The sequence below is a fragment of the Sphingomonas sp. AP4-R1 genome, from assembly GCF_013113735.1.
Classification (GTDB): domain Bacteria; phylum Pseudomonadota; class Alphaproteobacteria; order Sphingomonadales; family Sphingomonadaceae; genus Sphingomonas_I.
The window spans coordinates 1438245-1461420 of the sequence record NZ_CP053346.1; the positions used below are offsets into that span (position 1 = coordinate 1438245).

Consider the following 23176-nt stretch of genomic DNA (forward strand, 5'->3'; position numbering starts at 1 on the left):
GCGTCGATCAGATGATCCCGGAACGGACGGCGATGACCGCCGCATGCACCTTGTTCTTCGCCTCCAGCTTGCGGACGGCATTGGACAGGTGAAATTCGACCGTGCGCTGGCTGATCGCCACGATTCTTGATGTTTCCCAGGCGGTCTTGCCGATACTGACCCACCGCAGGCACTCGATCTCACGCGTGCTGAGGTTGGGGTCGGCGTCGGGCGGAGCCTCCTGAAGCTCCGGAAGGTTCTCTTCTTCCGCCAGTGGCGTGGTGCCGAACTGGCGCAACTCGGTCGTATCCGTGACGCATCCCAGAGCGCGGCGATGCTGACGGGAGTCGATGATCAGCGAAGCGATCGAGCGCCACCAGCGCACCTGCCCGTCCGCCCGGACCACGCGGAAATCGATATGATATCGCTCGTCGGCCTCGACCATCGCGTTGATGCCGGCGAGATCCAGCGCGGTTGCCTGATGGCGATCGGCGGGGAGAACATAGACGCTGAACTCGGCGATCGATCGAATCGATCCGGGCGGAACCCCCAGCAAATGGCACCATGTGGCATCGCACTCCAGCACGTCCGCATCGATGTCATAATCCCACAACCCGATGCCAAGATCCTCGAAGTGGGACGTCAACCTCGCCAAATCGATGTCCATCGAATTCCTTTCCAATAGACGATAGTTATCATCCTAAATAATTTTTATTGTTTTCTATGTTGAATGATCAATGAATAAACTGAAAGACAAGATACGAAAATTGTTGCAATGCAGTAACGAAAAAAACGCGAACGAGCGCGAATTGGTTCCCTCGTAAATTTACGAGTTTAACAATGATTTGCAGTTGTCGCATAGGAGTGCGGTGTCGTTCACGCCATGTGAGAAGAATACATGATCTTCCGGCAAATGGGGCAGCTATAGTGACGTATCGGGACGTCCTTACGATGTCTGGGAGTGATCTGATCGCGCTTTACGGCGTAAAGGCCGAACAGATGATTATAGATCTTCTGATAATGGCACTCAAAAGCGGCGAGGATGAAGCGAACGGGATCGAGCAGAAGCTTCTGCAGGTCCAGCGTGAGGTGTGGAGAAGGGGCAGGAGGATGTCATGAGCAGACCTCTGGTTCGATCGGCGAAGCATTGCGAAGATATGCGCGACGATCCGGTCGCATTCCTCCTGTCGCGGCAGGCGCGGGGAGATGTGATCAACCAGAGGCTGCTCGCCGAACGCAGGGACGAGACGCTGGAGCGCGAGCTGACGGCGGTTTCAAACGCCGGGCGGATCGCGCATCTGGCGAAAGCCCTGCAATCGCGGTGGGATCCGGGCCGCGACGACGGTGGAGTCGATGCGATCACGCGACGGGAGGCCGGGGCCGCCGACCGGAAGGGGTGGCGGCCCGCGACCTCCGCCGGCGGGGTTGGATAAGGAAGACTGTCCTTATTCGCCCTTCCGAAACCGAAGGGGCGGGAAAGGGCCTATAATTTATACCCCACCTGCATCGTGAAGGTGCGCTGCGGGAAGGGGTGGAACAGGTAATATTTCTTGTTGTTGAGATTATCGACGCCGACGCTGAGCGACCATTTGGGTGTGACGTCGAGCAGTGCGCGCGCGTCCATCACGAAATAGCCTTCGAAGCCCATATAGGTGTGGCCGATCAGGTCGCTGTTATCGATCGTGCCCCACAGGCGGCTGGAATAGCGGCCCGCCAGCGTGAGCGAGACGGGCTGGACCGGATGCCAGGTGGCGGCGGCCGTGAGCTTCCATCTGGGCACCTGCGGCAGGCGCCTGCCGACCGAGGCGGGCAGGACGGCGTTGGCGACCGTCCTGGCATCCGTGTAAGTGACGCTGGCGAGCAGATCGAAGCCCTTCAGCACGTCGCGCCGATCGAACGAGGCCTCCACGCCGCGCGCGCGGGTGCGATCGATATTCTGGACGAAGGTGGCGTAGGTGGTGGTGCCGTTGAGCGGGCCCGTCTGCGAGACGAGCGCGTCCTTGATCACCTCGTTGAACACAGCGAGGCGGATCGTGCCGTGTTCGTCATGCTTTTCCAGCGCCAGTTCCTCGGAGCGGGCGCGTTCGGGCTTCAGGTTCGGATTGGGCGTGGCAGGCACGGGGGTCGTCACGATCTGGTAGAGTTCGCCGACGGTGGGGAAGCGTGAGGCCTGACCGAACGAGGCGCGCGCCGTCCAGCCGGGAATGGGCGTCCAGGCGAGCGTGGCCTTGGGCGAGAAACGCTGCGCACGGCGCTCGGGCTGGAGAGTGCTGATCGCGGGCGAGCGGGAATAGTTCACGCCGTCATAGGCCCGCCACCATTCGGTGCGGCCGCCGACCGTGAGTGTGAGGTTCGGGCGGATATCCCACGCATCCTGCAACCACAGGCCGACGGTGCGCGTCTTGCCGAGCGATTGCAGGTCGAGCGCGCCTTCGCTGCCGGTGCGCCAGTCATTGGTCAGATAACGGCTGCTCTTGATCTCGAAGCGATCATAATGGGCCCCGAAGCCGAGGCGGTGGCCACCGCCGAGGAAGACGCTGCCATTCGCATCCAGCGTCTGCCAGCCGGTGCCGTCGAGCCGCTGGATCGTGCCTGCGCCGCCCGCCTGCGCGCCGGGCGGCGCCGTGGTGGGGGAGCGCTGGACGTCCTTGTCGTAATCGAACAGCGTGCCGATCACCTGCCAGTCGAACGCGCCCTCCGATCCCGAGGCGGTGAGGCTGTGCGAGACATGGCGCTGCTCGCGCGTGTAGATGCCGCTGGTGAATGCGGTGGGCGCGATCGTGTAGGCGCGGCCATCGATATTGAAGCTGCCGGAATAAGCGGGCGCGCCGTTGGCGGTGAGATAGGTTTCGGCGGAGGAGGTCGTCTCGTCCAGCAGGAGGCCGCCGACATAGGTGAGGCGCAGGCCGGGCGCGACATCCAGCGCGGCCTTCAATTTGTAGCGATCCTGATGCTGGTTCTCGATGCCGCTCGCACCGAGGATGCGGACGGCGCCGCCCGTGCGGTTCACGTCCGCGAAGGATCCGGTCGCGGGCGTGCCGGTGGCGGAGGTGGCGGCGGGAACGGCGGCGGTGACGTAGAGCAGGGGCTGGCTGTCGCTCGACACATGATCGACGCTGGCGAAGAGGCTGAGCGGGCCGAAGCGATCGCCGATCGTGCCGCCGATCTGGCGCGCGGGTAGCGTATCGCGCGTGCCATATTGGTTATAATTCTGGATGCTCATGCCGGCGGTGACGGTGCCTTCCAGATGATCGGGCAGGCGCGTGGTGATGTTCACGACCGCGCCGATGCTGTTACCGGGATAAGCGGCGGAGAAGGGGCCGTAGATCACGTCGATCTTCGCGATCTCCTGTGGGGAGACAAGCGACCAGCGCGGCGAGGCATTGGTGTTGTTGTTGCCGATCAGCGCCGAGAGCAACGCCCCGTCCGCATAGACGAGGCTCCGCGCGCTGGAGCCGACGCCCGAGGTACGCGTGGCGAGCGGGGATTGGGTGTCGCCGATGTGGCGCTTCCGCACGAACAGGCTGGGCAGATATTTGAGCGTGTCCTCGACGTTCACCGCATTGACGGTGGTGCGGATCTGCGCGGCGTCGATCGAGACGGGTGCGGTGGGCGTATTCTGGATCGTGGCGGCCGTCTGCGCACCGACGACGAGGATATCCTGCGTGGGATCGCTGGCGGTGGCGTCGGCGGCGGTTTCGGCCGGAGTGGCGGCGAAAGCGGGTGCGGCAAGGCAGAGAGGGGCGACAGAGACGAGCAGAGCGGCGGCGCACAGACGCGTGCGGGCGCCCGGATGGGCGCTGGGGACAACAGACATGGATAACCTTCCGAATCGAAATGAGGCGGACGCAGGAGCGCCGCCGGACGAGTCGATCAGAAGGTGACGGGTGGTCCGCGCGACGGAGGCGGGGGTGCTGCGAGGCCACGGCCCGGCAGGAGCGTCTGTGCGGCCAGAACCGGCAGCGCGACGGTGAGGAGGGGCAGCGCGGCGGGGGCGACGAACGGATCGGCCAGATCGAGCGGGCCGCCGAGGCCGGCGAAGGCGCATTCGCGGCTATTATTGTCGCCGCTCTGATGATCGCGCTGGTGATGGTCGTTTCCGGCCATCGCCATGTGGTGCATCGACGAGGCGGCGTGCCCGGAGGGCGCCGCAGGCACCGGCGCCATGCCGGAGCAGGGGACCAGCTGGGGGGAGCCGTCGGCACCGGCATCCCACATGAAGCCGGTCGGCACGAGCAGGCGCATCGCGAGCGCCAGCAGCAGCGCTGCCAGACCCAGCCGCCAGGGCGCCGATCGTGTCACGAGGGACCGCATCGCGGCACTGTGTCGAATCCGGTGCCACGGGGCAATGAGGAATTGGGAAAGCGGCTCAAAAAGCAGAAAGGGCGGCGCCAAGTGAATGGTGTCGCCCTTTCTGTTGCGGAATCCGGTCTCGAAGCGGTTTGAATGCTTCGATTATGGAATGCCGCGACGTCAGACGTGACGGGCTGCGCCCGTCCCGCTGGCCGCCGCGGCGAGTCTCCGGATTGCCGAGGCAATCCGGAGACGCCCGAACCTTAGCGCTTCGAGAACTGGAAGCTGCGGCGGGCCTTGGCCTTGCCGTACTTCTTACGCTCGACCGCGCGGCTGTCGCGGGTGAGGAAGCCGGCGGCCTTGATCGGCGCGCGCAGGATCGGCTCGTAGCGGGTGATCGCCTGGCTGATGCCATGCTTCACGGCGCCGGCCTGGCCCGACAGACCGCCGCCCGTGACGGTGGCGATCACGTCATACTGGCCCTCGCGCTCGGAGATACCGAACGGCTGGTTGATGACGAGGCGCAGCGTGGGGCGCGCGAAATAGACTTCCTGATCGCGACCGTTGATCGTGATCTTGCCGGTGCCGGGCTTCAGCCAGACGCGGGCGACCGCATCCTTACGGCGACCGGTGGCGTAAGCGCGGCCCTGCTTGTCGATCTGCTGCAGGCGCAGCGGCATCGTCGGCGCGGCCGGCTCTGCGATCTGGCCGGACATGTACGCCTCGGCGTTCACGTCCGCATCGGCGGCAACCGGGGTCGAGACCTGGGCGGGAGCGGCAGCCGGAGCTTCCTGACCCGTCAGCGCCGCGAGATCGGCGAGGGACTGGCGATTATCGGACATTATGCGCCCACCTTGTTCTTGCGATTGAGGCTCGCGATGTCGAGCGTCTCGGGGTTCTGCGCGGTGTGATCATGCTCCGCGCCCTTGAAGACGCGCAGGTTGCGCATCTGCTGGCGGCCGAGCGGGCCGCGCGGGATCATGCGCTCGACGGCCTTTTCCAGCACGCGCTCCGGGAACTTGCTGTCCAGCACCTTGGCGGCAGTGATGCCCTTGATGCCGCCGGCATAACCGGTGTGCTTGTAATAGACCTTCTGGCCCAGCTTCTTGCCGGTGAAGCGCACCTTGTCCGCATTGATGACGATGACGTTGTCGCCGCAATCGATGAAGGGGGTGAAGCTCGGCTTGTGCTTGCCGCGCAGAATGTTCGCGATGATGGACGCGACGCGGCCGACGACCAGGCCGTCGGCATCGATCAGGTGCCATTTCTTTTCCACCGTGGCGGGCGTCGCCACCTTGGTGGTCTTGGTCAGAGCCTTCATGGGCCTCAAGTCCTCGATTTCCAGGGAAGGATCGCAGGATCAGGCCCGGCGCCCCTCAAAACAAGCAGGCGCCACCCCGCAAAGGGCAGCGCCAACGACGGGCCAAATGCTGGGAGGGGGGCAAAAAGTCAAGCGAAACAGGGGGATTGATGAGAGGTATTGGGATACCGTGGCGATTGGATGCGGTACTTTAATACCATGTGATACGCGAAGTGGCTGAATCGGGCCATTTATTGGGCGAGAATTGTCTCGCTGAATGCCTCCATGAGAGGGCGTGTGAGGGCTGTGCAACGGTCGCCTGGACGGATGGGTCCCGTCACCCTGCCGCAGATGCGAGTGTTTCGAATCGGGCGGTGGTGTGAAGGAGGGGGCTAAGCGCGGACTGAACGCCAGCTACCCCCATCCGTTCGTTCTGAGCCTGTCGAAGACCGTGCTGCGAGCGCAGCGCCTGGAGCCCGTGCTTCGACTTCGCTCAGCACGAACGGACGGAGGTTGGACGCGATTTTACGGGCTGCATCAGGCCGGGGATGTCATCGCCGCTGGGGATGTCCGAGCGCGTGGGCGGACCAGAGGAGCGTGCCGAGCAGCAGGGCGGCGCAGGCCTGGTGCGCGACGGCCAGCGTGATGTCGACGCCGCTCAGCAGCGTGGTGATCCCCAGCACGATCTGGAGCAGCAGGATCGCGGCAAGGGCGCGGGCGCGGGCGGGCAGACCGCGCGCGGAAACGGCGCGGGCGACGAGCAGGATCAGCGCCGCCGCCGCGAGCGCCCACCAGCGATGGACGAACTGCACGACGACGGGATTGGAGACGAGATTGGCGATCACGCTCATGCTCGCCTGCCAGCCGCCCTCCGGGAACAGGCTGTCGCCCATCAGCGGCCAGGAGGCGAAGGCGTAGCCGGCGCGCAGGCCGGCGGTGAAGGCGCCGAGCGCAAGCTGGAGGACGAGGGCGAGGATGGCGAAGGCGGGCAGCGCGCGCATCCGGGCGGGACGGGCCGAGCGGTTGCGCGCGAGCGCGAACAGATCGAGCGCCGTCCAGATCAGCACGCCGTAGATCAGCATCGCCGCGAGCAGATGGATGGCGAGGCGGATATGGCTGACTTCGGTGCGCTCGGTGAGGCCGCTGGCCACCATCCACCAGCCGATCGCGCCCTGCAGGCCGCCCAGCGCGAAGATCAGCACCGTGCGCCAGCCATAGCCGCGCGGGATCCAGCGCCGCCACCAGAAGACCAGCAGCACGAGGCCCAGCACCGTGCCGATCGTGCGCGCGAGCAGCCGATGGGCATATTCCCAGAAATAGATGTGCTTGAAGCCTTCCAGCGTCATGTGGCTGTTGAAGGTGCGATATTGGGGGATCGCCTTGTAGCCGTCGAACTCGGCCTGCCACTGCGCCTCGGTCAAAGGCGGGATGGTGCCGCGGATCGGCTTCCATTCGGTGATCGAAAGGCCGCTCTCGGTGAGCCGGGTGATGCCGCCGACCGCGACGATCGCGAACACGAGCGCGGCGATGACGAGCAGCCAATATGCCAGCGCACGCGGGCGGGGAGAGGCGACGGCGGGGCGCATGGACATGGTCGCGCGCTAGGAGCGTGGGACGGGGGCGTCAATTCGGTCGATTTGTCTCAGGGGGAGGGGTGTCCCCCTCTTTCCCTTTCCGTCATGCTGAACTCGTTCCAGCATCCATGATCTGCCGTATGTGCTTGATGCGGCGGTCGGGTCATGGACCCTGAAACGAGTTCAGGGTGACGGCTGGGGTTATGAGGCGGCGGCGCCCGATCTGCCTCGCTTGCAACGGCCATCGACGCCCACCGCGCTTGTGATGCGGCGTGTGGCGGCCTAATTAACCGTCATGGCCCATGTCCACACCGTCCATTCGGGCAGCGCGCTCGGTGAAGCGGCGCAGCGTGCGCTGGAGGCGTCCGGCGAGCAATGGACCGCGATGCGATCCGACGTGTACGAGGCGCTCGCCGGCTTCGAGAAACCCGCGTCCGCTTATGATATAGCCGAGGCGGTGAGCCGCGCGCAGGATCGCCGCGTCGCCGCCAACAGCGTCTATCGCATCCTCGATCTGTTCGTGGCGAAGAATCTCGCCCAGCGGATCGAGAGCGCCAACGCCTATGTCGTCAACGCGCATCCAGCGTGCCGCCATGATTGCATCTTCCTGATCTGCGATGGCTGCGGCCGTATCGCCCATGTCGACGATGATCGCCTTACCGATGGCGTGCGGGCGGCGGCGGTGCGTGCAGGTTTTGCACCTGCGCGTCCGGTGATCGAGGTGCATGGGCGTTGCGCAGAATGCACGGCCCGACCCTAAACGGTTGCCGGGGTAGCATTGCCGAATTGTGGCGCCTAAGCAGCCCTTAAGAAATTAGAGTCCTTAGCCCCATGACAGAACGCCCCACGACCCCCCTGCTGGACCAGATCGATACCCCCGTGGCGCTGCGCGCCCTGCCGCCCGAAAAGCTGGCGCAGGTGGCGGACGAGCTGCGCTCCGAAACGATTTCCGCCGTCTCGGTGACGGGCGGACATCTGGGGGCGGGACTGGGCGTGGTGGAGCTGACGGTGGCGCTCCATTATGTGTTCGACACGCCCGACGACCGGCTGATCTGGGACGTGGGCCACCAGGCCTATCCCCACAAAATCCTGACCGGGCGCCGCGACCGGATCCGCACGCTGCGCCAGGGCGGCGGCCTTTCGGGTTTCACGAAGCGCTCCGAGAGCGAATATGATCCGTTCGGGGCGGCGCACAGCTCCACCTCCATCTCGGCGGCGGTCGGCTTCGCCGTCGCCAACAAGATGATGGACAAGCCGGGCAAGGCGATCGCCGTGATCGGCGACGGCGCGATGTCCGCCGGCATGGCCTATGAGGCGATGAACAATGCCGGCGAGGCGGGCAACCGCCTGATCGTGATCCTGAACGACAACGACATGTCGATCGCGCCGCCGGTGGGCGGGCTTTCGGCGTCGCTGGCGCGGATCGTCTCCGGCCGCAGCTTCCTCACGCTGCGCGATCTGGCGAAGAAGGTGGCCAAGCGCCTGCCGCGCCCGCTCGCCGAGGGCCTGAAGAAGACCGACGAATTCGCCCGCGCGATCACGATGGGCGGCACGCTCTTCGAGGAACTGGGCTTCTATTATGTCGGCCCGGTCGACGGCCACAATCTGGATCACCTGATCCCGATTCTGGAGAATGTGCGCGATGCGGCCGAGGGGCCGTGCCTGATCCACGTCGTGACGCAGAAGGGCAAGGGCTATGCCCCCGCCGAGGCCGCGGCCGACAAATATCACGGCGTCCAGAAGTTCGACGTCGTCTCCGGCCAGCAGGTGAAGGCGCCGGCGGGGCCGCCTTCCTATCAGAATGTGTTCGGCGACGCGCTCGTCGAGGAAGCCAAGCGCGACAATACGATCTGCGCGATCACGGCCGCCATGCCCTCGGGCACGGGCGTGGACCGTTTCGCCAAGGCGTTTCCGGATCGCGCGTTCGACGTGGGCATCGCCGAGCAGCATGCGGTGACGTTCGCCGCCGGACTCGCCGCGCAGGGCATGCGGCCTTTCTGCGCGATCTATTCCACCTTCCTGCAGCGTGCCTACGATCAGGTGGTGCATGACGTGGCGATCCAGAATCTGCCGGTGCGCTTCGCGATCGATCGCGCGGGCCTGGTGGGTGCGGACGGCGCGACCCATGCGGGCAGCTTCGACGTCACCTATCTGGCGTCGCTTCCCAATTTCGTGGTGATGGCCCCCGCCGACGAGGCGGAACTGGTCCACATGACGCACACCGCCGCGCTGCACGACAGCGGCCCGATCGCCTTCCGCTATCCGCGCGGCAACGGCACGGGCGTGGATCTGCCGACCGTTCCGGAGCGGCTGGAGATCGGCAAGGGCCGGGTCGTGCGCGAGGGCAAGACCGTGGCGATCCTGTCGCTCGGCACGCGGCTGGGCGAGGCGATGGCCGCCGCCGAGAAGCTGGAGGCGCAGGGCCTTTCCACCACCGTGGCCGATCTGCGCTTCGCCAAGCCGCTGGATCAGGCCCTGATCCGCAAGCTGCTGGCGACGCACGAAGTGGCGGTCACGCTGGAAGAGAATGCGATCGGCGGGCTCGGCGCGCATGTGCTGACGCTGGCCTCCGACGAGGGGCTGATCGATGCGGGGCTGAAGCTCCGCACGCTGCGCCTGCCCGATACGTTCCAGGATCATGACAAGCCCGAACGGCAATATGCCGAGGCGCGGCTGGATGCGGACGCGATCGTGGAAACGGTGTTGACGGCGCTGCGCAGCAATTCGGCGACGGTGGCGCGGGGAGCGCGCGCCTGATGCGCCTTGGCCGGGGCGTGAAGGACGGTCTGATCCTGCTGTTCCTGTGGATCATGGCGATCCTGCTGATCGCGGCCGTGTTCGTGGCGACGTGGTTCTCGATCTACGTGCTGGCCGAACCGCTTTACTGGGCGCTCCAGAAACAGGTGAGCGCGGGCGCCTTCTATTTCCTCGGCCTGCTGATGATGGTGCTGTGGCCGCTCGCTTTGTTCGGGCTGGCCTTCCTGCTGCTGCGCTTCTTCGCCTTCATCGCGAAACGGGTCCGCCGCTCCTTCTGACGGGCGCCGGATCGATCGGCGCCGTTTCTCCGCGAGGTGGCCGGATCCGGCTTCGGGCGCAGCGGCCGGTCTGCGCCGTCTGCTCGGTGGCGAACCGGCAGTCGCTCAACCATTTCTCGCTATAGTCAAATGGGACTGCCTGGCCGTAATGCTATGTCGAGGCACGTTGGGTTTACAATATAGAAATAGAGTCCAGGAATCACCATTCACGATATTAACATGGTGTTATAAGGTTATTATGGCGAAATCCGCCAAATCCCGCCCCGGAAAGTCAAACGATTCCAGGATGGTTTGATTTTGTTCGCGCAAAATCCCTGAATACTGGACGAAAATCGGGAACAACCGTAAATAACAGCGCATTCTGCCGTGGAAATGGAACGGATGGACTCGGCGAAGTCTTCCGGAGGATATGGCATGGCTTTCTGTGTTCTGATGCGGGAAAATGCTGCGGAGGCCGCCCCGGCCCTCCGTCAGCAGCCCCGCGTCGGCGCGAGGGCGGGCCACCGCGAGGGCGTCGTGCATCAGGTGATGGTGCATGCTCTGTCTCCGGACGGCGTGATCGTCGAAGCGCGCGATTCGCTGCCCGAGGGCACGCGCGTGGTCTTCGAGATCGCCGAGATCGGGCATTGCCCGGCCACGATCCTGTGGCGTGACGGCAGCCTCTATGACTGCCAGTTCGATCGGCGGCTGGATCCGCTCAAGGTCCACCGCAAGCTGCTGCGCACGAAGGTGGTGTGGGGGCCGTTCGGCACCGGATCGGACGAACTCTGGTCGGGCGGGACCGCGCCCTGCGGCCTGATCGGCACCGACTTTCCCGAACCCGGAATCGATCCCTGGTCGGGCCGGATCCGGATGCTGCTCCTGATCGTGGGCGGCGTGCTGTGCTGGCTGCCGCCGATCGCGTTGCTGCTGGGATGGCGGCCGTGACGGGCCGGGGCCCATTGCGGCCCCGTGTGCGGGGAGGTGCGCCATGCCCGGACAGATAGGCCTGACCATGGTGGCGATGGGATCGCTGGTGACGGCGATGGTGCCCACTGCCTACACGATCGGCACGACGCACCATCCCGAGGCCCGCCGTACCGCGGCCCATGCCGCCCCGCATGCCGTGAACAGGCCCGATCTCGCCCCGTCGCTGCCCAAGGCGGGCGACGCGCGGTTGGCCCGCAGCGACGACGGTTTCTTCTATGCCGATGCGCGCATCAACGGCCATCCGGTGCGCCTGCTGGTGGATACCGGCGCGAGCGCGCTGATGCTGCCCGCGCAACAGGCGCGACGGCTGGGCGTGAACATGCACGCGCTGGCCTATGACGGGCATATCCGGACGAGCTCTGGGACGGCGCGGATCGCGCGCGTGACGATCGATCGCATGACGGTGGCGGGCCAAACGTTCGAGGATGTGCCGGCGATGATCCTGCCGCGCGGCGACAGCGTGGGCCTGATGGGGCAGGCGGTGCTGGCGCGGTTCCGTTCGGTTTCGATCGAGGGGGATATGCTGGCTTTGCGGTGAGGGCGGGGCGAAGACGGCTTATTCGGAGGTCCCGACCGAAAAACAGCACCGTCCCCGATCCGTTCGTGCCGAGCTTGTCGAAGCACGGGCTTCGCGCGGTGTCCCCTGAAGCACGTCCTTCGACTTCGCTCAGGACGAACGGAGGGTGGGGCTCAGGACGAACGGAAGGTGGGGGCTCAGGGCAAACGGAGGGTGGGGCTCAGGACAAACGGAGCATGGGGGAGTTCGAAGGTTTCAGGGCGAGTGGGACGGCTATCATCCCCGTCCGACGCCCGGCGATCAGTCCCGCTCGTCTTCAGGGCGCGCGACGGGGCCCTTGAAGCCCTGCGCGATCACATACCATTCGGACGAATCCTTGCGGCTGGCAGGCGGCTTGGCGTGCTTCACGGTGGTGAACATGCGCTTGAGCAGGGCGACGAGGCCGTGGTCGGCGCCGCCGGCCAGCACCTTGGCGACATAGGCGCCGCCGGGATTGAGGATCTCGCCGGCGAAATCGGCGCCCGCCTCGACCAGACCCATCGTGCGGAGATGATCGGTCTGCTGATGGCCGACCGTATTCGCGGCCATGTCCGACAGCACCAGATCGGCCTTGCCGCCGAGCGACTCGGTGAGGAGCGCGGGCGCGGCGTCGTCCATGAAATCCATCTGCAGGATCGTGACGCCGTCGATCGGATCGACCGGCAGAAGATCGATACCGACGATCGCGGCGCCCGGATTCTGGCGGCGCACGACCTGGCTCCAGCCACCGGGGGCGATGCCGAGATCGATCACGCGGCGCGTGCCCTTGATCAGGTTGAAGCGCTCGTCCAGCTCGATCAATTTGTAGGCGGCGCGGCTGCGATAGCCCTCGGCCTGCGCCTTCTTCACATACGGATCGTTCAGCTGACGCTCGAGCCAGCGCGTGGAGGACGCGGTGCGCCCCCGCGCGGTCTTCACCCTCTGCTTGCCGCCTGATCCGCCTCTGCTCATGCGGGCACGCCGGTATCGGCCGCCATCAGGCCGCGCAAGATGCCCTCGCGAATGCCGCGATCGGCGACGGACAGCCGCGTGGCGGGCCAGAGATCGAGGATCGAATCGAGGATCGCGCAGCCTGCCACCACCAGATCGGCGCGCTCGGTGCCGATGCAGCGCAGGGTGGCGCGTTCGGTGACGGACAGGCCGGACAGGCGCCGGCTGACGGCGCGGAGATCCTGGGCCGAGACGATCAGCCCGTCGATCTTCTTGCGATCATAGCTCGGCAGATCGAGGTGGATGCTGGCAAGCGTGGTGACCGTGCCCGACGTGCCGAGCAGGCGGACGGGGCCGTGGGCATGCTCCGCGATGCGCGCGGCGAAGGGCGCGAAGGCGTCGGTCGCGCGCTGCTTCATGCGCGCATAGGCGATGCGGAGTTCCTCCTCGTTCGCGCCGACATGCGGTTCGCTTTCGGAGAGGGAGACGACGCCCCAGGGCGCGCTGAACCAGTCGCGCACCTCCGGCACGGGCGCGTCGCCCTCGCCCAGCAGCACCAGTTCGGTCGAGCCGCCGCCGATATCGAAGACGAGCGCGGGGCCCTCCCCCGGCTCCAGCAAGGCGTGGCAGCCGATCACGGCGAGGCGCGCTTCCTGCTCGGCCGAGATGATCTCCAGCCTTATGCCGGTTTCCTTGGCGACACGGGCGATGAAATCGGTGCCGTTGGTGGCGCGCCGGCACGCCTCGGTCGCGACCGAGCGGACGAGCGTGACGTGGCGGCGCTTGAGCTTTTCCGCGCAGATGGAAAGGGCCGCGACCGCGCGGTCCATCGCGATATCGCTGAGCTTGCCGGTGGCGGCGAGCCCCTCGCCCAGCCGGACGATGCGTGAAAAGGCATCGACGACGACGAAGCCTTCGCCTTCGGGCCGCGCGATCAGCAGGCGGCAATTGTTGGTGCCGAGATCCAGCGCGGCATAGGTTTGGCGCGGGGCCCACGCCCGGTTCCGCCGGGACGGATTGCCGACGGCCCGGCCGCCGGCTGCGGGCCGAGGCGCCGCTTTCTGCGACCGCTCTGCCATCGACATGCTCTTCATATTCGCCAGTGGCCGAGGGGCCGCCGGTACTTGGGGACCAGCCTAGAGACGGGGGGCAGGCGCGGCAAGGGGCATGCCCGCGTGCCATTTTCGCATGTCTGCGGAAAGGCGGGCAAAAGAGGCAACGGCTGGGCGTGGGATTGCGTGCGGCGGCCAGTGTCTTATCTTGTCGACACACCTGAGGATCACGCGATGAGCGAGAAGAAAACGAAGAAGGCCGGCAAGCCCAAGGGCGAGAAGGCCAAGGGCGCCAACAAGGCGGGCGCGAAGGCCAAGGCGCATTCGCCCGAGGCGGCGATTGCCGGGATCGTCGAGGATCTGCGCGACGCCGGCGCGAAGCTGGCGGCGGCGGCGAACAGCCCGGCCGGGCGCGAAGTGATCGCGATGGGGCTCTCGATCGCGGCGACGGCGGCGCAGGCGGCGCTGGCCTCCAAGGGCAAGGCGAAGGGGGCCAAGCCGGCGGCGGCGAAGGCCGAGCCTGAGGCCGTGAAGGCGGGGCCGGCCAAGGGCTCGGTGGGCGAGGATGCGCTGGCGGCGGCCTTGGGCAGCGTGGCCGAGATGGCGCTGGCGCGGATCTTTCCGAAGAAGGGTTAGGCGGGGCGCATTCGCCTTGGGCGGATCAAGGAAGAAGATTCACGCGGAGGCGCGGAGGAGGAAAAGAGGAAGCCGCTTCGCGGGGGCATTGGGCGGCCGCCGATTCCTTATCCTCCCATCGCATATGGGGAGGTAGATCATCCGCAAGATGGTGCGGGCGGCTACCGTCTGCTTTCCTCCCTCCCGTCATTCCCGCGAAAGCGGGAATCCATGGAGACGGTAACCTCGGTAGTGCGCCCCTCACCTTCACCCTGTCCGTGGATTCCCGCTTTCGCGGGAATGACGGGGAAAGAGACTAGCCGCGGTGCCGGGTCAGATCGTGTCGCGGAGGTCGTGGCGCGGTTCGGGCTTGGGTGCGGCGGCGGGAGTCGGCTTCGCCGGGGCGGGTTTCGACGTCAGCGCCGTCGGCACCAGCGGGGCGACGTTGCGGCAGTCGCCTGACTGGCTGGTTTCCACCTTCGGCGCTTCGTTGGGCGCGAACGAGGTCATGCGATAGCTCTGCGTGCAGCCGCCGTTCGCGCTGGTCGAGGAGACGTAGGAATAGCTGACGCCGCCCTGGGGCGCGGCGACGGCATGCGTGTCCGCAGTGCGCGTGACGCCCGGTGCGGCGGCGGCCTGCGTGGCGGCCGCGGCGTGGGCCTGCGCGAACATCGCATCGGCCTGCGCGTCCATCATCGCCGAGATGCGGTCGAGCGCGAGGAAGGGATCGTCCTGTTCCTGCGCGATGAGGGCGACGGGCGCCGCGACCGGCTGCATCACGATCCGCGGCGCGACATCGCCCGCATAGTGGATCCGCGCGATGCTGCCATCGGGCATGGTGACGTTCATCGTGTGGAGCTTTTCGGCACCGGCGGCGAGGGCAGTGCCCGCGAGGGCGAGGGTGGCGATGCCGGCCAATGCCAGCTTGCGGGACGGACGCATGATTCCTCCGTGGTTGCGCAATGAGACGACGGAGAGACTGGCGGCGTGATCCTGAACCCCGGACTAACCGGGGGCGGGGATGCGATGGATGGGGAGGCATATCGTGCTCCGGCGAAAGCCGGAGCCCAGAGCTGCAAGCGTCGTGTCTGGAGCGCTGGGCTCCCGCGTTCGCGGGAGCACGGCTGGAGGTCAGCGCTGGTAGAGGGCCAGCGCGGTCTTGCGGAACGCGGCGCCGCTGTCCGCGCGGCTGTAGAACATGTGGCCGCCGGGATAGAGGGCGAGCTGGACGCGATCGGGGCGGCCGAAGCCGGGCATCTGATCGATCACGAGGCGGCTGACGAAATAGGGGCAGGACAGATCGTCCATGCCGTGCGCGATCAGCACCGCCATCTTCGGATCGACCGCGACCGCCTTGCGGAGATCGGTGATCGCCTCGTCCTGATTCTTGCGATCCCAGAGATTGCCGACCTCGTAGGACAGCAGATTGTAGCGGCCCTCGACCTTCCAGCCGGCGGTGCGCGTCATCAGATCGACCGCAGCCCCGGTGACGGGGGCCATGATCGCATCCAGCAGCGGATCGTTCGCCCTGTTGTCGGGGGATTCGGGGAAGGGATCGAAGGCGGTGACGTTCGAATCGTAGATCGAGCCGATCGAGGCGGTGTCGCGATGCGTCTCGCGCAGGAAGGTGCGGATATCGATCCGCCCTTCATATTGGCGGACCAGCTTGGGATCGAGGCCGGTGAAGGCGGAAACACGCGCCGTCATCCGCTCGATCGCCTGCGGATCGGAGCGGCCGCGCAGCAGATCGACCGCATATTCGCCGCGCGCATAGGCCTCGACCTCGGCCAGCGCGGCCGGGCTGGCCAGCTTGCCCTCGCGTTCCAGACGGCCCGCCGCCATCGAGGGCAGGCTGGTGATGTAGGTCATCGGCGAGAAGGTGGCGACGTCGCTTTCCAGCGTCGTCATGCTGAGCGCGGGCGAGACCATGACGATGCCGTTGAGGCCGACGCCGAGCCGGCTCTGCAGATAATAAGCGAGGCGCGGCACGCGATAGCCGCCGTAGCTTTCGCCGACGAGATATTTGGGACTCGTCATGCGACCATTCTTCGTCAGCCAGTCCGAGACGGTGCGCGAGAGATAGGCGATGTCGCTGTCGGGCGTGAAGAAGGCCTTCTTCGCCTCGGCCTCCTCGATCAGGCTGCGACTGTAGCCGGTGCCGATCGGATCGATGAACACCAGATCGGTGAAATCCAGCCAGCTGTTCGGATTGTCGCGTGCGACGGCGCTGTCCGACGGGGCGTCGCCCTGCGCGCCGAACTGGACGCGCTTGGGCCCGATCGCGCCATAGTTCAGGAAACCCGAGGCCGCGCCGGGACCGCCGTTGAAGGCGAAGGTGACGGGGCGGGCAGCGGCGCCACCCTTGGCCACATACGCGGTATAGACGACCTCGCCGGTCTTCTTGCCCTTGGCGTCGAACAGCGGGAGCGTGCCGACCGTCACGTCATAGGACAGGCTCTTTCCGGCGATGACGACGCTTTGCGCGACGGTGCGATCGGCAGGCAGCGGCGGCAGCGTGGTGTCGGTCTTGGCGGCGTCGCCCTTCGCGGATTCGGGTGGCTTGGAATCGGCCGCCATCGCCGGCGTGGCGAGGGCGAGAAGGCAGGCGAGGAATGTGAGGCGCATGACGGACCTTCGTGGGTGCGTGAATCACATGCTTCTGGGGCAGCGCCCGGCAGGCCGCAAGGCCGCCGCGCCCGGGGCCGGAACGGGGGCATCGGGCGGGCGTTGTGTCTGGTGGGTGACGGCTCTGTAAGGCGAGCCGACCGCCCGGGAGACTGATCATGAGCGAGACTGCCAACCAGACCCCGGATACGACCGAGATCCGGCCCGCCAAGGATGCGAGCGACGACAAGCGGCTGCAGCGCGATCCGTCCCACGCGGATGCCAAGCTGGATGTCGCGCTGGACGAGAGCTTCCCCACGTCCGACGCGCCGGCGAATACCAAGCCCGGCCAGAGCAGCGAGCCGGCCGTTTCCTCGGGCTATGACGAGGAAGAAGAGGAACGGATCGCCGCGGAGCGCGCCTGATCTCGCGGATGCGGGAATGGGCGGGTGCAGGAAAACGGCACGATAACCTCCTCCCGCATTCATAATGCGATCGCGCACTTATCCACAGATGCGCGATCGCAACACATTTGCCGACAAACGGTCATTTCCCTGACATCATGTTGCGTCGCAGCAGCGGATGTGATCCACTCTGTCTCAAGGATCCCGCGGTTAACGGCCCGGAAACCAAATCCGGTGCATGTTTGCTTCGCGGCAGTAGAGCGGAGGCAGGCGATGGCTCAGCAGATGAAACCGGCGGACGGCGCGATGGCGCTTGCCGAGATCAAGGAATTCGCGACGTTCCCGTCTTCCACGCAGCGCTACATCCGCCGGTCGCTGGATGTGGGCCTCGGCCGGAACGACGCGATGGGGCGCTGGTCCCGCGACGTCGTCGAATCCGCGAGCATCAAGGCGCAGGCGCGCATCTATTGCCGGCTGGATCATATCCGCCAGCATATTCCCGACGATAGCGGGCTGGAGCAGATGGAGGCGTTCTTCGCCCCGCTCGTGACCATCTCGGCCTTCGATCTGGGGCAGGGGCGGATCGGCAGCTTCGCGGCCTATCGCTTCCTGTACGAACGGCTGCTGGGCGGTGCGGTGCGGCCCTGGCTGCCGGGCGCCTTCTGCGCGGCGGCGGCGCTGCCGCATCTGCATCCCGAAAAGCGGCGCGCGCTGCTGCAATCGATCAGCGAGGCGGCGGCGACGGCGGCGGGCTGGTCCAGCCGGGCGCCGTGCTTCTATCCCGAGTGGGTCGACAAGATCGAGGTCGCGCTGCCCAATTGAGGGCGGCTCAGCCCTTGGGGCCCTGCGGATCGATATCGTCGTAGCCGATCCAGGCACGATAGACGGCCGACACGACGATCAAGGCCAGAACGGCCAGCAGCATCACGCCCCAAAGGCGAAGATCGAAGAAGATGGCCATCGCATTGGCTCCGATTGGGAGGGGCTTGGCTGGGGTGTCCCGTTCTAGGATCAACGCGTTGCGGCCGTGGCTGCTCCCCTCGCGCGACATTTTCCGCCCAAGGTGAAGAGGCGAAAGCTCCGTCTACGGTTCCGAAAAGGTTGCGACGAGCGACATCGCATTGCCGGAACGTCATCGCCTTGCGCGACGTTCGGCGGCATAGAGCGTTCTTGTCATTCCCGTTTCTGCCGTCGGAGTTCTCGATGCCCGCCACGAAGCTGACCACCAAGCGCGTCGAGAAACCCTGGGGGCGGCGCGACCTGTGGCCGGCATTCGACGGCGTGCCGGACGGAGGCAATCCGGTGGGCGAGATCTGGTTCGAAGTGCCGGGCGCACAGGACGGATCGGCGGCGGGGCCCGAACTGCTCATCAAATATCTGTTCACCAGCGATCGGCTCTCGATCCAGGTGCATCCGGACGACAAGGCGGCGCAGGCGCACGGCTATCCGCGCGGCAAGGACGAGGCGTGGGTGATCCTCGATGCGGAACCGCATGCCTCGATCGCGTTGGGCACGCTGGAGACGGAGAGCCGCGATGCGCTGCGTGCGGCCGCACTCGACGGATCGATCGTCGGCATGCTCGACTGGAAAGCGGTGAAGCGGGACGACAGCTATTATACGCCCGCCGGCACGATCCACGCGATCGGGCCGGGGCTGACCTTGGTGGAGGTGCAGCAGAATGTGGACCTCACCTATCGCCTCTACGATTATGGCAGCGATCGCGAACTGCATCTGAAGGACGGCATCGCGGTGAGCGATCCCGTACCTTACGTCGCCCCGTACAAGGCGCACGAGCTGAGCGCCGGGCGTACGATCCTGGCGGACGGGCCGGCCTTCGTGCTGGAGCGCTGGACGGGGCCGGTGGAAACCGGGCTGGAAGGCGACGGCCGTTCGCTGTGGCTGGTGCCGTTGGCTGGCGACGGCACGATCGACGGCGCGGATTTCCCGGCGGGATCGGCGTGGATGATCGAGGGCGGCGCGGCGCTCACGCTTCCCGAGGCGGCCGATCTGCTGGTGGCCTATCCCGGCGGCGGCGTGATCGCGTCGCTGCGCCCGGCCTGAGCTGTAACGTGATGCGAAATTGTTGCTCGCAGGTCACACAAGGCGCGTATCGCCCTAATTCCGCCCGAATGCGATCGTTATCGCGAGCGGGCATCGGGGGGTGCTTGTGCCGGGCGATGCGGCGGTGCAAGGAATAAAGGATGGTGGCCTTGGATCGTGTTTCCCGGCGGAGGGGACGCCGAGAATTTCTGTTTCTCCAGGGGCTTGCCGGTCCTTTCTTCGCGATGCTGGGCCAGCGGCTTGCCGATCATGGGCATGGCGTGCGCCGCATCAACTTCAACGGCGGCGACAAGCTTTACTGGAGCGCGCCGAACGCGACCGATTATCGTGGCACGCTCAAGCGCTGGCCGGCGTTTCTGGATGCCTATCTGGATCGGTCGCCCGCGACCGACCTCGTCCTGTTTGGCGATTGCCGCCCGCTGCATGCGGCCGCGATCAAGGTGGCGCGCGACCGGGGCATGCAGGTGCATGTGTTCGAGGAAGGCTATATCCGGCCCGATTACGTGACGGTGGAAGCCGAGGGCGTGAACGGCCATTCGACGCTGCCGCGCAATCCGGAGGAATATCTCCGCGCCGCGCGCTCGCTGCCGCCGCTGGAGGAGCATCCACCGATCGCGTCCTTCTTCAACCGGCGCGCGCGCGAGGATCTGACCTACAATCTTGGCAGCTTCCTGCTGACGCCGCTCTTCCCCGGCTATCGCACGCATCGGCCGTGGCACATCCTGGTCGAATATATGGGCTGGGCCGCGCGCCTGCTCCGCAAGCCGAGTGGCATGCGCCGTTCGAGCGCGACGATCGATCAGCTGAACGGTGACGGGCGTCCCTTCTTCGTCTTCCCGCTGCAGCTGGACTGCGATTACCAGATCCGCGTCCACTCCGGCTTCAAGCGCATCCAGCCCGCGATCGAGCATGTGCTGGCGTCGTTCGCGGCGCATGCTCCGGCCGATACCCTGCTGGTGGTGAAGGGCCATCCGCTGGATAACGGCCTGACCGATTGGGAGAAGAAGACCCGCGCCGTGGCCGAGAAATTGGGCATATCGGATCGCATGCTCTTCATCGCCTGGGCGGATATCGATCCGCTGGTGCGGGCCGCGCGCGGCGTGGTGACCGTGAACAGCACGACCGGCACGCTGGCGCTGCGCTACGGCGTGCCGACGATCGTGCTGGGCGATGCCGTCTACAACGTGCCGCGCATCACGCATCAGACGGGGCTCGGCGCCTTCTGGACCAAGCCGCAGGCGCCCGAGGCCGAGGTGTTCGACGCGTTCCGGCGGGTGCTGGTCGATCGCTGTCTCGTCCATGGCGGCTATTTCAGCGATGACGGGCTGGAGATGCTGATCGGAGGTGCGGCCGCCCGGATCGAGAATTCGGTGCCGGGGGCGCCCGCCGTGCGCGTGGCGGCGCCCGCCGCCTCGGCCGTGGACGGGTTCAGGGCCGCCTCGCTGCGCGGATGACCGCGCTTCGCAGCATTTTGATCACCGGAGCGTCGAGCGGGCTGGGCGCCGGTCTCGCGCGCCATCTCGCCGCGCCCGGCGTGCGGCTGGCGTTGACCGGGCGCGATGCGGCGCGACTGGAGGTGACCGCAGAGGCGTGTCGCGCGAAGAGCGCCGAGGTCGTGACCGGCCTGTTCGATGTGGCGGACGCCGAGCCGATCGCGGCGTGGATCCTGGCGCGGGATGCCGAGGCGCCGTTCGATCTGGCGATTTCGGCGGCCGGCGTCTCAGCGGGGACGAGCGAGGCGGGGGCTCCGGAGGGGCACAAGCTGGCGACCTTGCAGGTGCGGACCAATCTGCTCGGCACGATGAACGTGATCGAGCCGCTGATCGCGCCGATGATGGCGCGCAAGGCGGGGCAATTGGTGGTCGTCGCCTCGACGGCGGCGCTGCGCGGCCTGCCCTACAGCCCCGGCTACAGCGCCAGCAAGGCGGGCGTGCGGGCTTATGGCGAGGCGCTGCGCGCGCTGCTGGCGCCGGCGGGTGTCGCGGTGACGGTGGTTGTGCCGGGCTTCTTCGACACGCCGATGACGGATCGCTGGAAGGGGCCGACGCCGTTCATGGTGAGCCTGGACAAGATGGTCCGCGTGATCGCGAAGGGGATCGAGCGGCGCAGTTCGCGTGTCGTCTATCCCCGGCTTTTGGCGCTGGGGCAGGTGGCGGCAGACCTGATGCCGGCGATGTTCGGCGACCGTATCGTGCGCAATTTCCGCTTCCACATCGAACCCGGCTCCTGAGCGATCCCATGATGCTGCACTGTGCGATCGGGCTCGCGCTCGCGCTGGCGACATGGGTGGGGCTGCGCCTGATGGTCGGCGCCCGTTTCCTTGGCGCGCGGAGTGGGATGCTGGCACTGGATCTGGCGCCCCCCATCATCGGCTTCCTGCTGTTCACGCTGGCGACGGCCCGGCCGATCGTGGCGGGCATCGGCGTGGTCGCGCTCGGCATCGGGCTCGGCGTGGCGGACAAGGTGAAGCGCATCGTGCTGGACGAGCCGGTGATGTTCGCGGATCGCGCCGAACTGCTGGAGGTGGTGCGCCACCCGCGTTTCTACATCGCCTTTGTCGGTACGGCGCAAATGATCGCGGGGACGATCGCGATCGTGGCGGTGGTGGCGGGCCTGCTGTGGGCGGAGCCGCCGCTATGGCATGTGCCGCTGCTCGCCCAGATCGGGCTGGCGCTGGTCGCGATCGTGCTGGGGCGGCTTGCCTTCGTGGTGCCGGGAAGCGTGGCGCTGCGGCCGCGTCTGGCGCGCTGCTACCGCACCTATGCGCCGACCGGTGATCCCGACACGGACATGACGGCGTTCGGCCTGCTCGCTACCTGTATCGTCCATGCGACGCTGGCGAGCGACGGGCGCTCGGCGCGGCGGGAGGCGGTGCGCGCGCGCGGGCTTCCGGCCTGGCCGAAGAGTGTCGGGCCGGTCGTGCTGATCCAGGGCGAATCCTTTGCCGATGCGCGGCGGCTGCATCCGGGTCTCGCCCACCACATGCCCCATTTCGGCGCGTTGAGCGCGGCGGCGGCGCTGTCGGGGCGGCTGACCGTGCCGTGCTGGGGCGCGAACACGATCCGCAGCGAGCTGGCGGCGGTGGCGGGGATCGGGCCGGACGATCTGGGGCTCGATCGCTTCAATCCCTATGAGCATTTCGCGCAGTCGCCGCTGCCCTCGCTGGCGCATGCGGCGCGCGCGGCGGGGTGCAAAACGATCTGCGTGCATCCGTATTCGCGCACCTTCTATGCGCGCCACAAGGTGATGCCCTTCCTCGGCTTCGATCGCTTCATCGGCGAGGAGGCCTTTGCCGATGCCGCGCGCGACGGCGGCTATGTGACCGATGCGGCGCTCGCGCGCTTCGCCGCCGATCTGGTGGCCAGCGAAGGCCCGGACCTGTTCCTGTTCCTGATCACGATCGAGAATCATGGGCCGTGGGACGGATCGCACGACGATGTGCCGCCCGTGCCGCTGCCGCTGGACTGGCAGGTGCCCGATCGCGCTGCGGTCGGCCGCTGGCTGCGCCATGCCGATGCGACCGATGCGATGATCCCGGTGCTACGCGAGGCGATCGCGCGGCACGGCAGGGGCTGGCTGGGCTTTTACGGCGATCACCAGCCGAGCCTCGACGGCGTGTTCAAGGGGCCGGGCGCCGAGGACCGGCGGACCGATTATGCGCTGTGGCCGGTGGGCGGCGCGCCCGTGACCCGGCGCGAGGATTTGGCGGCGGAGGATATCGCCGCGCGCTGGCTGGGGCTGATGCGCGGCTGAGCGAGGCCGGAGCCCGCTCATAATAACGATCCTTCGTTGATGGTGATCGGG

At 66.7% G+C, this 23176-nt stretch carries 25 protein-coding genes; 14 read left to right on the plus strand and 11 right to left on the minus strand.

Features of this window, described 5'->3' with window-relative positions; translation table 11 throughout:
* Positions 1-7: 7 nt before the first annotated feature.
* Positions 8-646, minus strand: a complete 639-nt coding sequence (locus HL653_RS07070; protein WP_216599959.1) for a helix-turn-helix transcriptional regulator — start codon at positions 644-646, stop codon at positions 8-10.
* A 260-nt stretch (positions 647-906) separates the two neighbouring features.
* On the opposite strand from HL653_RS07070, the gene HL653_RS07075 reads away from it, so the two are divergent.
* Both HL653_RS07075 and HL653_RS07080 read left to right on the plus strand, forming a co-directional pair.
* Entirely contained in the window at positions 907-1098 is a 192-nt protein-coding gene (locus HL653_RS07075) for a hypothetical protein (protein WP_171743893.1), read from the plus strand.
* On the plus strand, positions 1095-1412 hold the full coding sequence (locus HL653_RS07080) for a hypothetical protein (protein WP_171743894.1): 318 nt from the start codon (positions 1095-1097) through the stop codon (positions 1410-1412). The genes HL653_RS07075 and HL653_RS07080 overlap by 4 nt, the downstream gene beginning before the upstream one ends.
* A 50-nt stretch (positions 1413-1462) precedes the next feature.
* Here HL653_RS07080 and HL653_RS07085 read toward each other — a convergent pair whose 3' ends face one another.
* From HL653_RS07085 to HL653_RS07105, 5 genes are all read right to left on the minus strand, one after another.
* On the minus strand, positions 1463-3796 hold the full coding sequence (locus tag HL653_RS07085; protein ID WP_171743895.1) for a TonB-dependent receptor: 2334 nt from the start codon (positions 3794-3796) through the stop codon (positions 1463-1465).
* Between the two features lie 56 nt (positions 3797-3852).
* Positions 3853-4293: a hypothetical protein gene (locus HL653_RS07090; RefSeq protein ID WP_171743896.1), complete on the minus strand. Its 441-nt coding sequence runs from the start codon at positions 4291-4293 to the stop codon at positions 3853-3855.
* Positions 4294-4535: 242 nt separating this feature from the next.
* Positions 4536-5114 (minus strand): 30S ribosomal protein S9, encoded by a 579-nt coding sequence (rpsI, locus tag HL653_RS07095; protein WP_171743897.1) that lies wholly within the window; start codon positions 5112-5114, stop codon positions 4536-4538.
* Complete coding sequence (gene rplM, locus HL653_RS07100; protein WP_171743898.1) at positions 5114-5593, minus strand: 50S ribosomal protein L13; 480 nt, start codon at positions 5591-5593, stop codon at positions 5114-5116. The genes rpsI and rplM overlap by 1 nt, the downstream gene beginning before the upstream one ends.
* A gap of 530 nt (positions 5594-6123) precedes the next feature.
* On the minus strand, positions 6124-7164 hold the full coding sequence (locus tag HL653_RS07105) for a COX15/CtaA family protein (RefSeq protein ID WP_171743899.1): 1041 nt from the start codon (positions 7162-7164) through the stop codon (positions 6124-6126).
* A gap of 277 nt (positions 7165-7441) precedes the next feature.
* On the opposite strand from HL653_RS07105, the gene HL653_RS07110 reads away from it, so the two are divergent.
* The 5 genes from HL653_RS07110 to HL653_RS07130 all read left to right on the plus strand — a co-directional run bounded on the left by HL653_RS07110 (position 7442) and on the right by HL653_RS07130 (position 11688).
* On the plus strand, positions 7442-7906 hold the full coding sequence (locus HL653_RS07110; protein WP_171743900.1) for a Fur family transcriptional regulator: 465 nt from the start codon (positions 7442-7444) through the stop codon (positions 7904-7906).
* 71 nt (positions 7907-7977) lie between these two features.
* Entirely contained in the window at positions 7978-9903 is a 1926-nt protein-coding gene (gene dxs / locus HL653_RS07115; RefSeq protein WP_171743901.1) for a 1-deoxy-D-xylulose-5-phosphate synthase, read from the plus strand.
* Complete coding sequence (locus HL653_RS07120; protein ID WP_171743902.1) at positions 9903-10181, plus strand: hypothetical protein; 279 nt, start codon at positions 9903-9905, stop codon at positions 10179-10181. Before dxs ends, HL653_RS07120 begins: the two co-directional genes overlap by 1 nt.
* Before the next feature lie 414 nt (positions 10182-10595).
* Complete coding sequence (locus HL653_RS07125; protein WP_171743903.1) at positions 10596-11108, plus strand: hypothetical protein; 513 nt, start codon at positions 10596-10598, stop codon at positions 11106-11108.
* Between the two features lie 43 nt (positions 11109-11151).
* Positions 11152-11688, plus strand: a complete 537-nt coding sequence (locus tag HL653_RS07130) for a TIGR02281 family clan AA aspartic protease (protein ID WP_171743904.1) — start codon at positions 11152-11154, stop codon at positions 11686-11688.
* Positions 11689-11967: 279 nt separating this feature from the next.
* Here HL653_RS07130 and HL653_RS07135 read toward each other — a convergent pair whose 3' ends face one another.
* Positions 11968-12657: an RlmE family RNA methyltransferase gene (locus HL653_RS07135; protein WP_171743905.1), complete on the minus strand. Its 690-nt coding sequence runs from the start codon at positions 12655-12657 to the stop codon at positions 11968-11970.
* Positions 12654-13715, minus strand: a complete 1062-nt coding sequence (locus HL653_RS07140; protein ID WP_171743906.1) for a Ppx/GppA phosphatase family protein — start codon at positions 13713-13715, stop codon at positions 12654-12656. The genes HL653_RS07135 and HL653_RS07140 overlap by 4 nt, the downstream gene beginning before the upstream one ends.
* A 207-nt stretch (positions 13716-13922) precedes the next feature.
* On the opposite strand from HL653_RS07140, the gene HL653_RS07145 reads away from it, so the two are divergent.
* Positions 13923-14324, plus strand: a complete 402-nt coding sequence (locus tag HL653_RS07145; RefSeq protein ID WP_171743907.1) for a hypothetical protein — start codon at positions 13923-13925, stop codon at positions 14322-14324.
* Between the two features lie 312 nt (positions 14325-14636).
* Here HL653_RS07145 and HL653_RS07150 read toward each other — a convergent pair whose 3' ends face one another.
* Both HL653_RS07150 and HL653_RS07155 read right to left on the minus strand, forming a co-directional pair.
* Complete coding sequence (locus HL653_RS07150; RefSeq protein ID WP_171743908.1) at positions 14637-15245, minus strand: hypothetical protein; 609 nt, start codon at positions 15243-15245, stop codon at positions 14637-14639.
* A 189-nt stretch (positions 15246-15434) separates the two neighbouring features.
* Positions 15435-16928 carry a S10 family peptidase gene (locus HL653_RS07155; RefSeq protein WP_171743909.1) on the minus strand — a complete coding sequence of 498 codons (1494 nt, stop codon included), beginning with the start codon at positions 16926-16928 and terminating at the stop codon, positions 15435-15437.
* Positions 16929-17086: 158 nt separating this feature from the next.
* On the opposite strand from HL653_RS07155, the gene HL653_RS07160 reads away from it, so the two are divergent.
* Positions 17087-17332 carry a hypothetical protein gene (locus HL653_RS07160; protein ID WP_171743910.1) on the plus strand — a complete coding sequence of 82 codons (246 nt, stop codon included), beginning with the start codon at positions 17087-17089 and terminating at the stop codon, positions 17330-17332.
* A gap of 252 nt (positions 17333-17584) precedes the next feature.
* Positions 17585-18133 carry a hypothetical protein gene (locus tag HL653_RS07165; RefSeq protein WP_171743911.1) on the plus strand — a complete coding sequence of 183 codons (549 nt, stop codon included), beginning with the start codon at positions 17585-17587 and terminating at the stop codon, positions 18131-18133.
* A 7-nt stretch (positions 18134-18140) separates the two neighbouring features.
* Here the strand turns inward: HL653_RS07165 and HL653_RS24455 are convergent, their stop codons facing one another.
* Complete coding sequence (locus tag HL653_RS24455; RefSeq protein WP_301337961.1) at positions 18141-18272, minus strand: hypothetical protein; 132 nt, start codon at positions 18270-18272, stop codon at positions 18141-18143.
* 242 nt (positions 18273-18514) lie between these two features.
* Between HL653_RS24455 and HL653_RS07170 the strand changes: the two genes are divergently transcribed.
* The 4 genes from HL653_RS07170 (at position 18515) to HL653_RS07185 (ending at position 23125) form a co-directional block, all read left to right on the plus strand.
* Complete coding sequence (locus HL653_RS07170) at positions 18515-19372, plus strand: class I mannose-6-phosphate isomerase (RefSeq protein WP_171743912.1); 858 nt, start codon at positions 18515-18517, stop codon at positions 19370-19372.
* A gap of 140 nt (positions 19373-19512) precedes the next feature.
* The gene (locus HL653_RS07175) at positions 19513-20826 is read left to right on the plus strand and encodes a capsule biosynthesis protein (RefSeq protein WP_171743913.1); all 1314 of its coding nucleotides are present in this window, start codon (positions 19513-19515) and stop codon (positions 20824-20826) included.
* Positions 20823-21602, plus strand: a complete 780-nt coding sequence (locus HL653_RS07180) for an SDR family oxidoreductase (RefSeq protein WP_171743914.1) — start codon at positions 20823-20825, stop codon at positions 21600-21602. Before HL653_RS07175 ends, HL653_RS07180 begins: the two co-directional genes overlap by 4 nt.
* An 8-nt stretch (positions 21603-21610) precedes the next feature.
* Positions 21611-23125, plus strand: coding sequence for an LTA synthase family protein (locus tag HL653_RS07185; RefSeq protein ID WP_171743915.1), 1515 nt, complete (start codon positions 21611-21613; stop codon positions 23123-23125).
* The last annotated feature ends 51 nt before the right edge of the window (positions 23126-23176 follow it).

Excerpts from the sequence above, each read along its gene's own strand:
- HL653_RS07085 (WP_171743895.1), bottom strand. The coding sequence starts at position 3,796 with ATGTCTGTTGTCCCCAGCGCCCATCCGGGCGCCCGCACGCGTCTGTGC.
- HL653_RS07130 (WP_171743904.1), top strand. The coding sequence starts at position 11,152 with ATGCCCGGACAGATAGGCCTGACCATGGTGGCGATGGGATCGCTGGTG.
- HL653_RS07155 (WP_171743909.1), bottom strand. The coding sequence starts at position 16,928 with ATGCGCCTCACATTCCTCGCCTGCCTTCTCGCCCTCGCCACGCCGGCG.
- rpsI (WP_171743897.1), bottom strand. The coding sequence starts at position 5,114 with ATGTCCGATAATCGCCAGTCCCTCGCCGATCTCGCGGCGCTGACGGGT.
- rplM (WP_171743898.1), bottom strand. The coding sequence starts at position 5,593 with ATGAAGGCTCTGACCAAGACCACCAAGGTGGCGACGCCCGCCACGGTG.
- HL653_RS07185 (WP_171743915.1), top strand. The coding sequence starts at position 21,611 with ATGATGCTGCACTGTGCGATCGGGCTCGCGCTCGCGCTGGCGACATGG.
- dxs (WP_171743901.1), top strand. The coding sequence starts at position 7,978 with ATGACAGAACGCCCCACGACCCCCCTGCTGGACCAGATCGATACCCCC.
- HL653_RS07080 (WP_171743894.1), top strand. The coding sequence starts at position 1,095 with ATGAGCAGACCTCTGGTTCGATCGGCGAAGCATTGCGAAGATATGCGC.
- HL653_RS07125 (WP_171743903.1), top strand. The coding sequence starts at position 10,596 with ATGGCTTTCTGTGTTCTGATGCGGGAAAATGCTGCGGAGGCCGCCCCG.
- HL653_RS07135 (WP_171743905.1), bottom strand. The coding sequence starts at position 12,657 with ATGAGCAGAGGCGGATCAGGCGGCAAGCAGAGGGTGAAGACCGCGCGG.
- HL653_RS07175 (WP_171743913.1), top strand. The coding sequence starts at position 19,513 with ATGGTGGCCTTGGATCGTGTTTCCCGGCGGAGGGGACGCCGAGAATTT.
- HL653_RS07150 (WP_171743908.1), bottom strand. The coding sequence starts at position 15,245 with ATGCGTCCGTCCCGCAAGCTGGCATTGGCCGGCATCGCCACCCTCGCC.
- HL653_RS07165 (WP_171743911.1), top strand. The coding sequence starts at position 17,585 with ATGGCTCAGCAGATGAAACCGGCGGACGGCGCGATGGCGCTTGCCGAG.
- HL653_RS07170 (WP_171743912.1), top strand. The coding sequence starts at position 18,515 with ATGCCCGCCACGAAGCTGACCACCAAGCGCGTCGAGAAACCCTGGGGG.
- HL653_RS07120 (WP_171743902.1), top strand. The coding sequence starts at position 9,903 with ATGCGCCTTGGCCGGGGCGTGAAGGACGGTCTGATCCTGCTGTTCCTG.
- HL653_RS07180 (WP_171743914.1), top strand. The coding sequence starts at position 20,823 with ATGACCGCGCTTCGCAGCATTTTGATCACCGGAGCGTCGAGCGGGCTG.
- HL653_RS07070 (WP_216599959.1), bottom strand. The coding sequence starts at position 646 with ATGGACATCGATTTGGCGAGGTTGACGTCCCACTTCGAGGATCTTGGC.
- HL653_RS24455 (WP_301337961.1), bottom strand. The coding sequence starts at position 18,272 with ATGGCCATCTTCTTCGATCTTCGCCTTTGGGGCGTGATGCTGCTGGCC.
- HL653_RS07140 (WP_171743906.1), bottom strand. The coding sequence starts at position 13,715 with ATGGCAGAGCGGTCGCAGAAAGCGGCGCCTCGGCCCGCAGCCGGCGGC.
- HL653_RS07105 (WP_171743899.1), bottom strand. The coding sequence starts at position 7,164 with ATGTCCATGCGCCCCGCCGTCGCCTCTCCCCGCCCGCGTGCGCTGGCA.
- HL653_RS07110 (WP_171743900.1), top strand. The coding sequence starts at position 7,442 with ATGGCCCATGTCCACACCGTCCATTCGGGCAGCGCGCTCGGTGAAGCG.
- HL653_RS07090 (WP_171743896.1), bottom strand. The coding sequence starts at position 4,293 with ATGCGGTCCCTCGTGACACGATCGGCGCCCTGGCGGCTGGGTCTGGCA.
- HL653_RS07145 (WP_171743907.1), top strand. The coding sequence starts at position 13,923 with ATGAGCGAGAAGAAAACGAAGAAGGCCGGCAAGCCCAAGGGCGAGAAG.
- HL653_RS07160 (WP_171743910.1), top strand. The coding sequence starts at position 17,087 with ATGAGCGAGACTGCCAACCAGACCCCGGATACGACCGAGATCCGGCCC.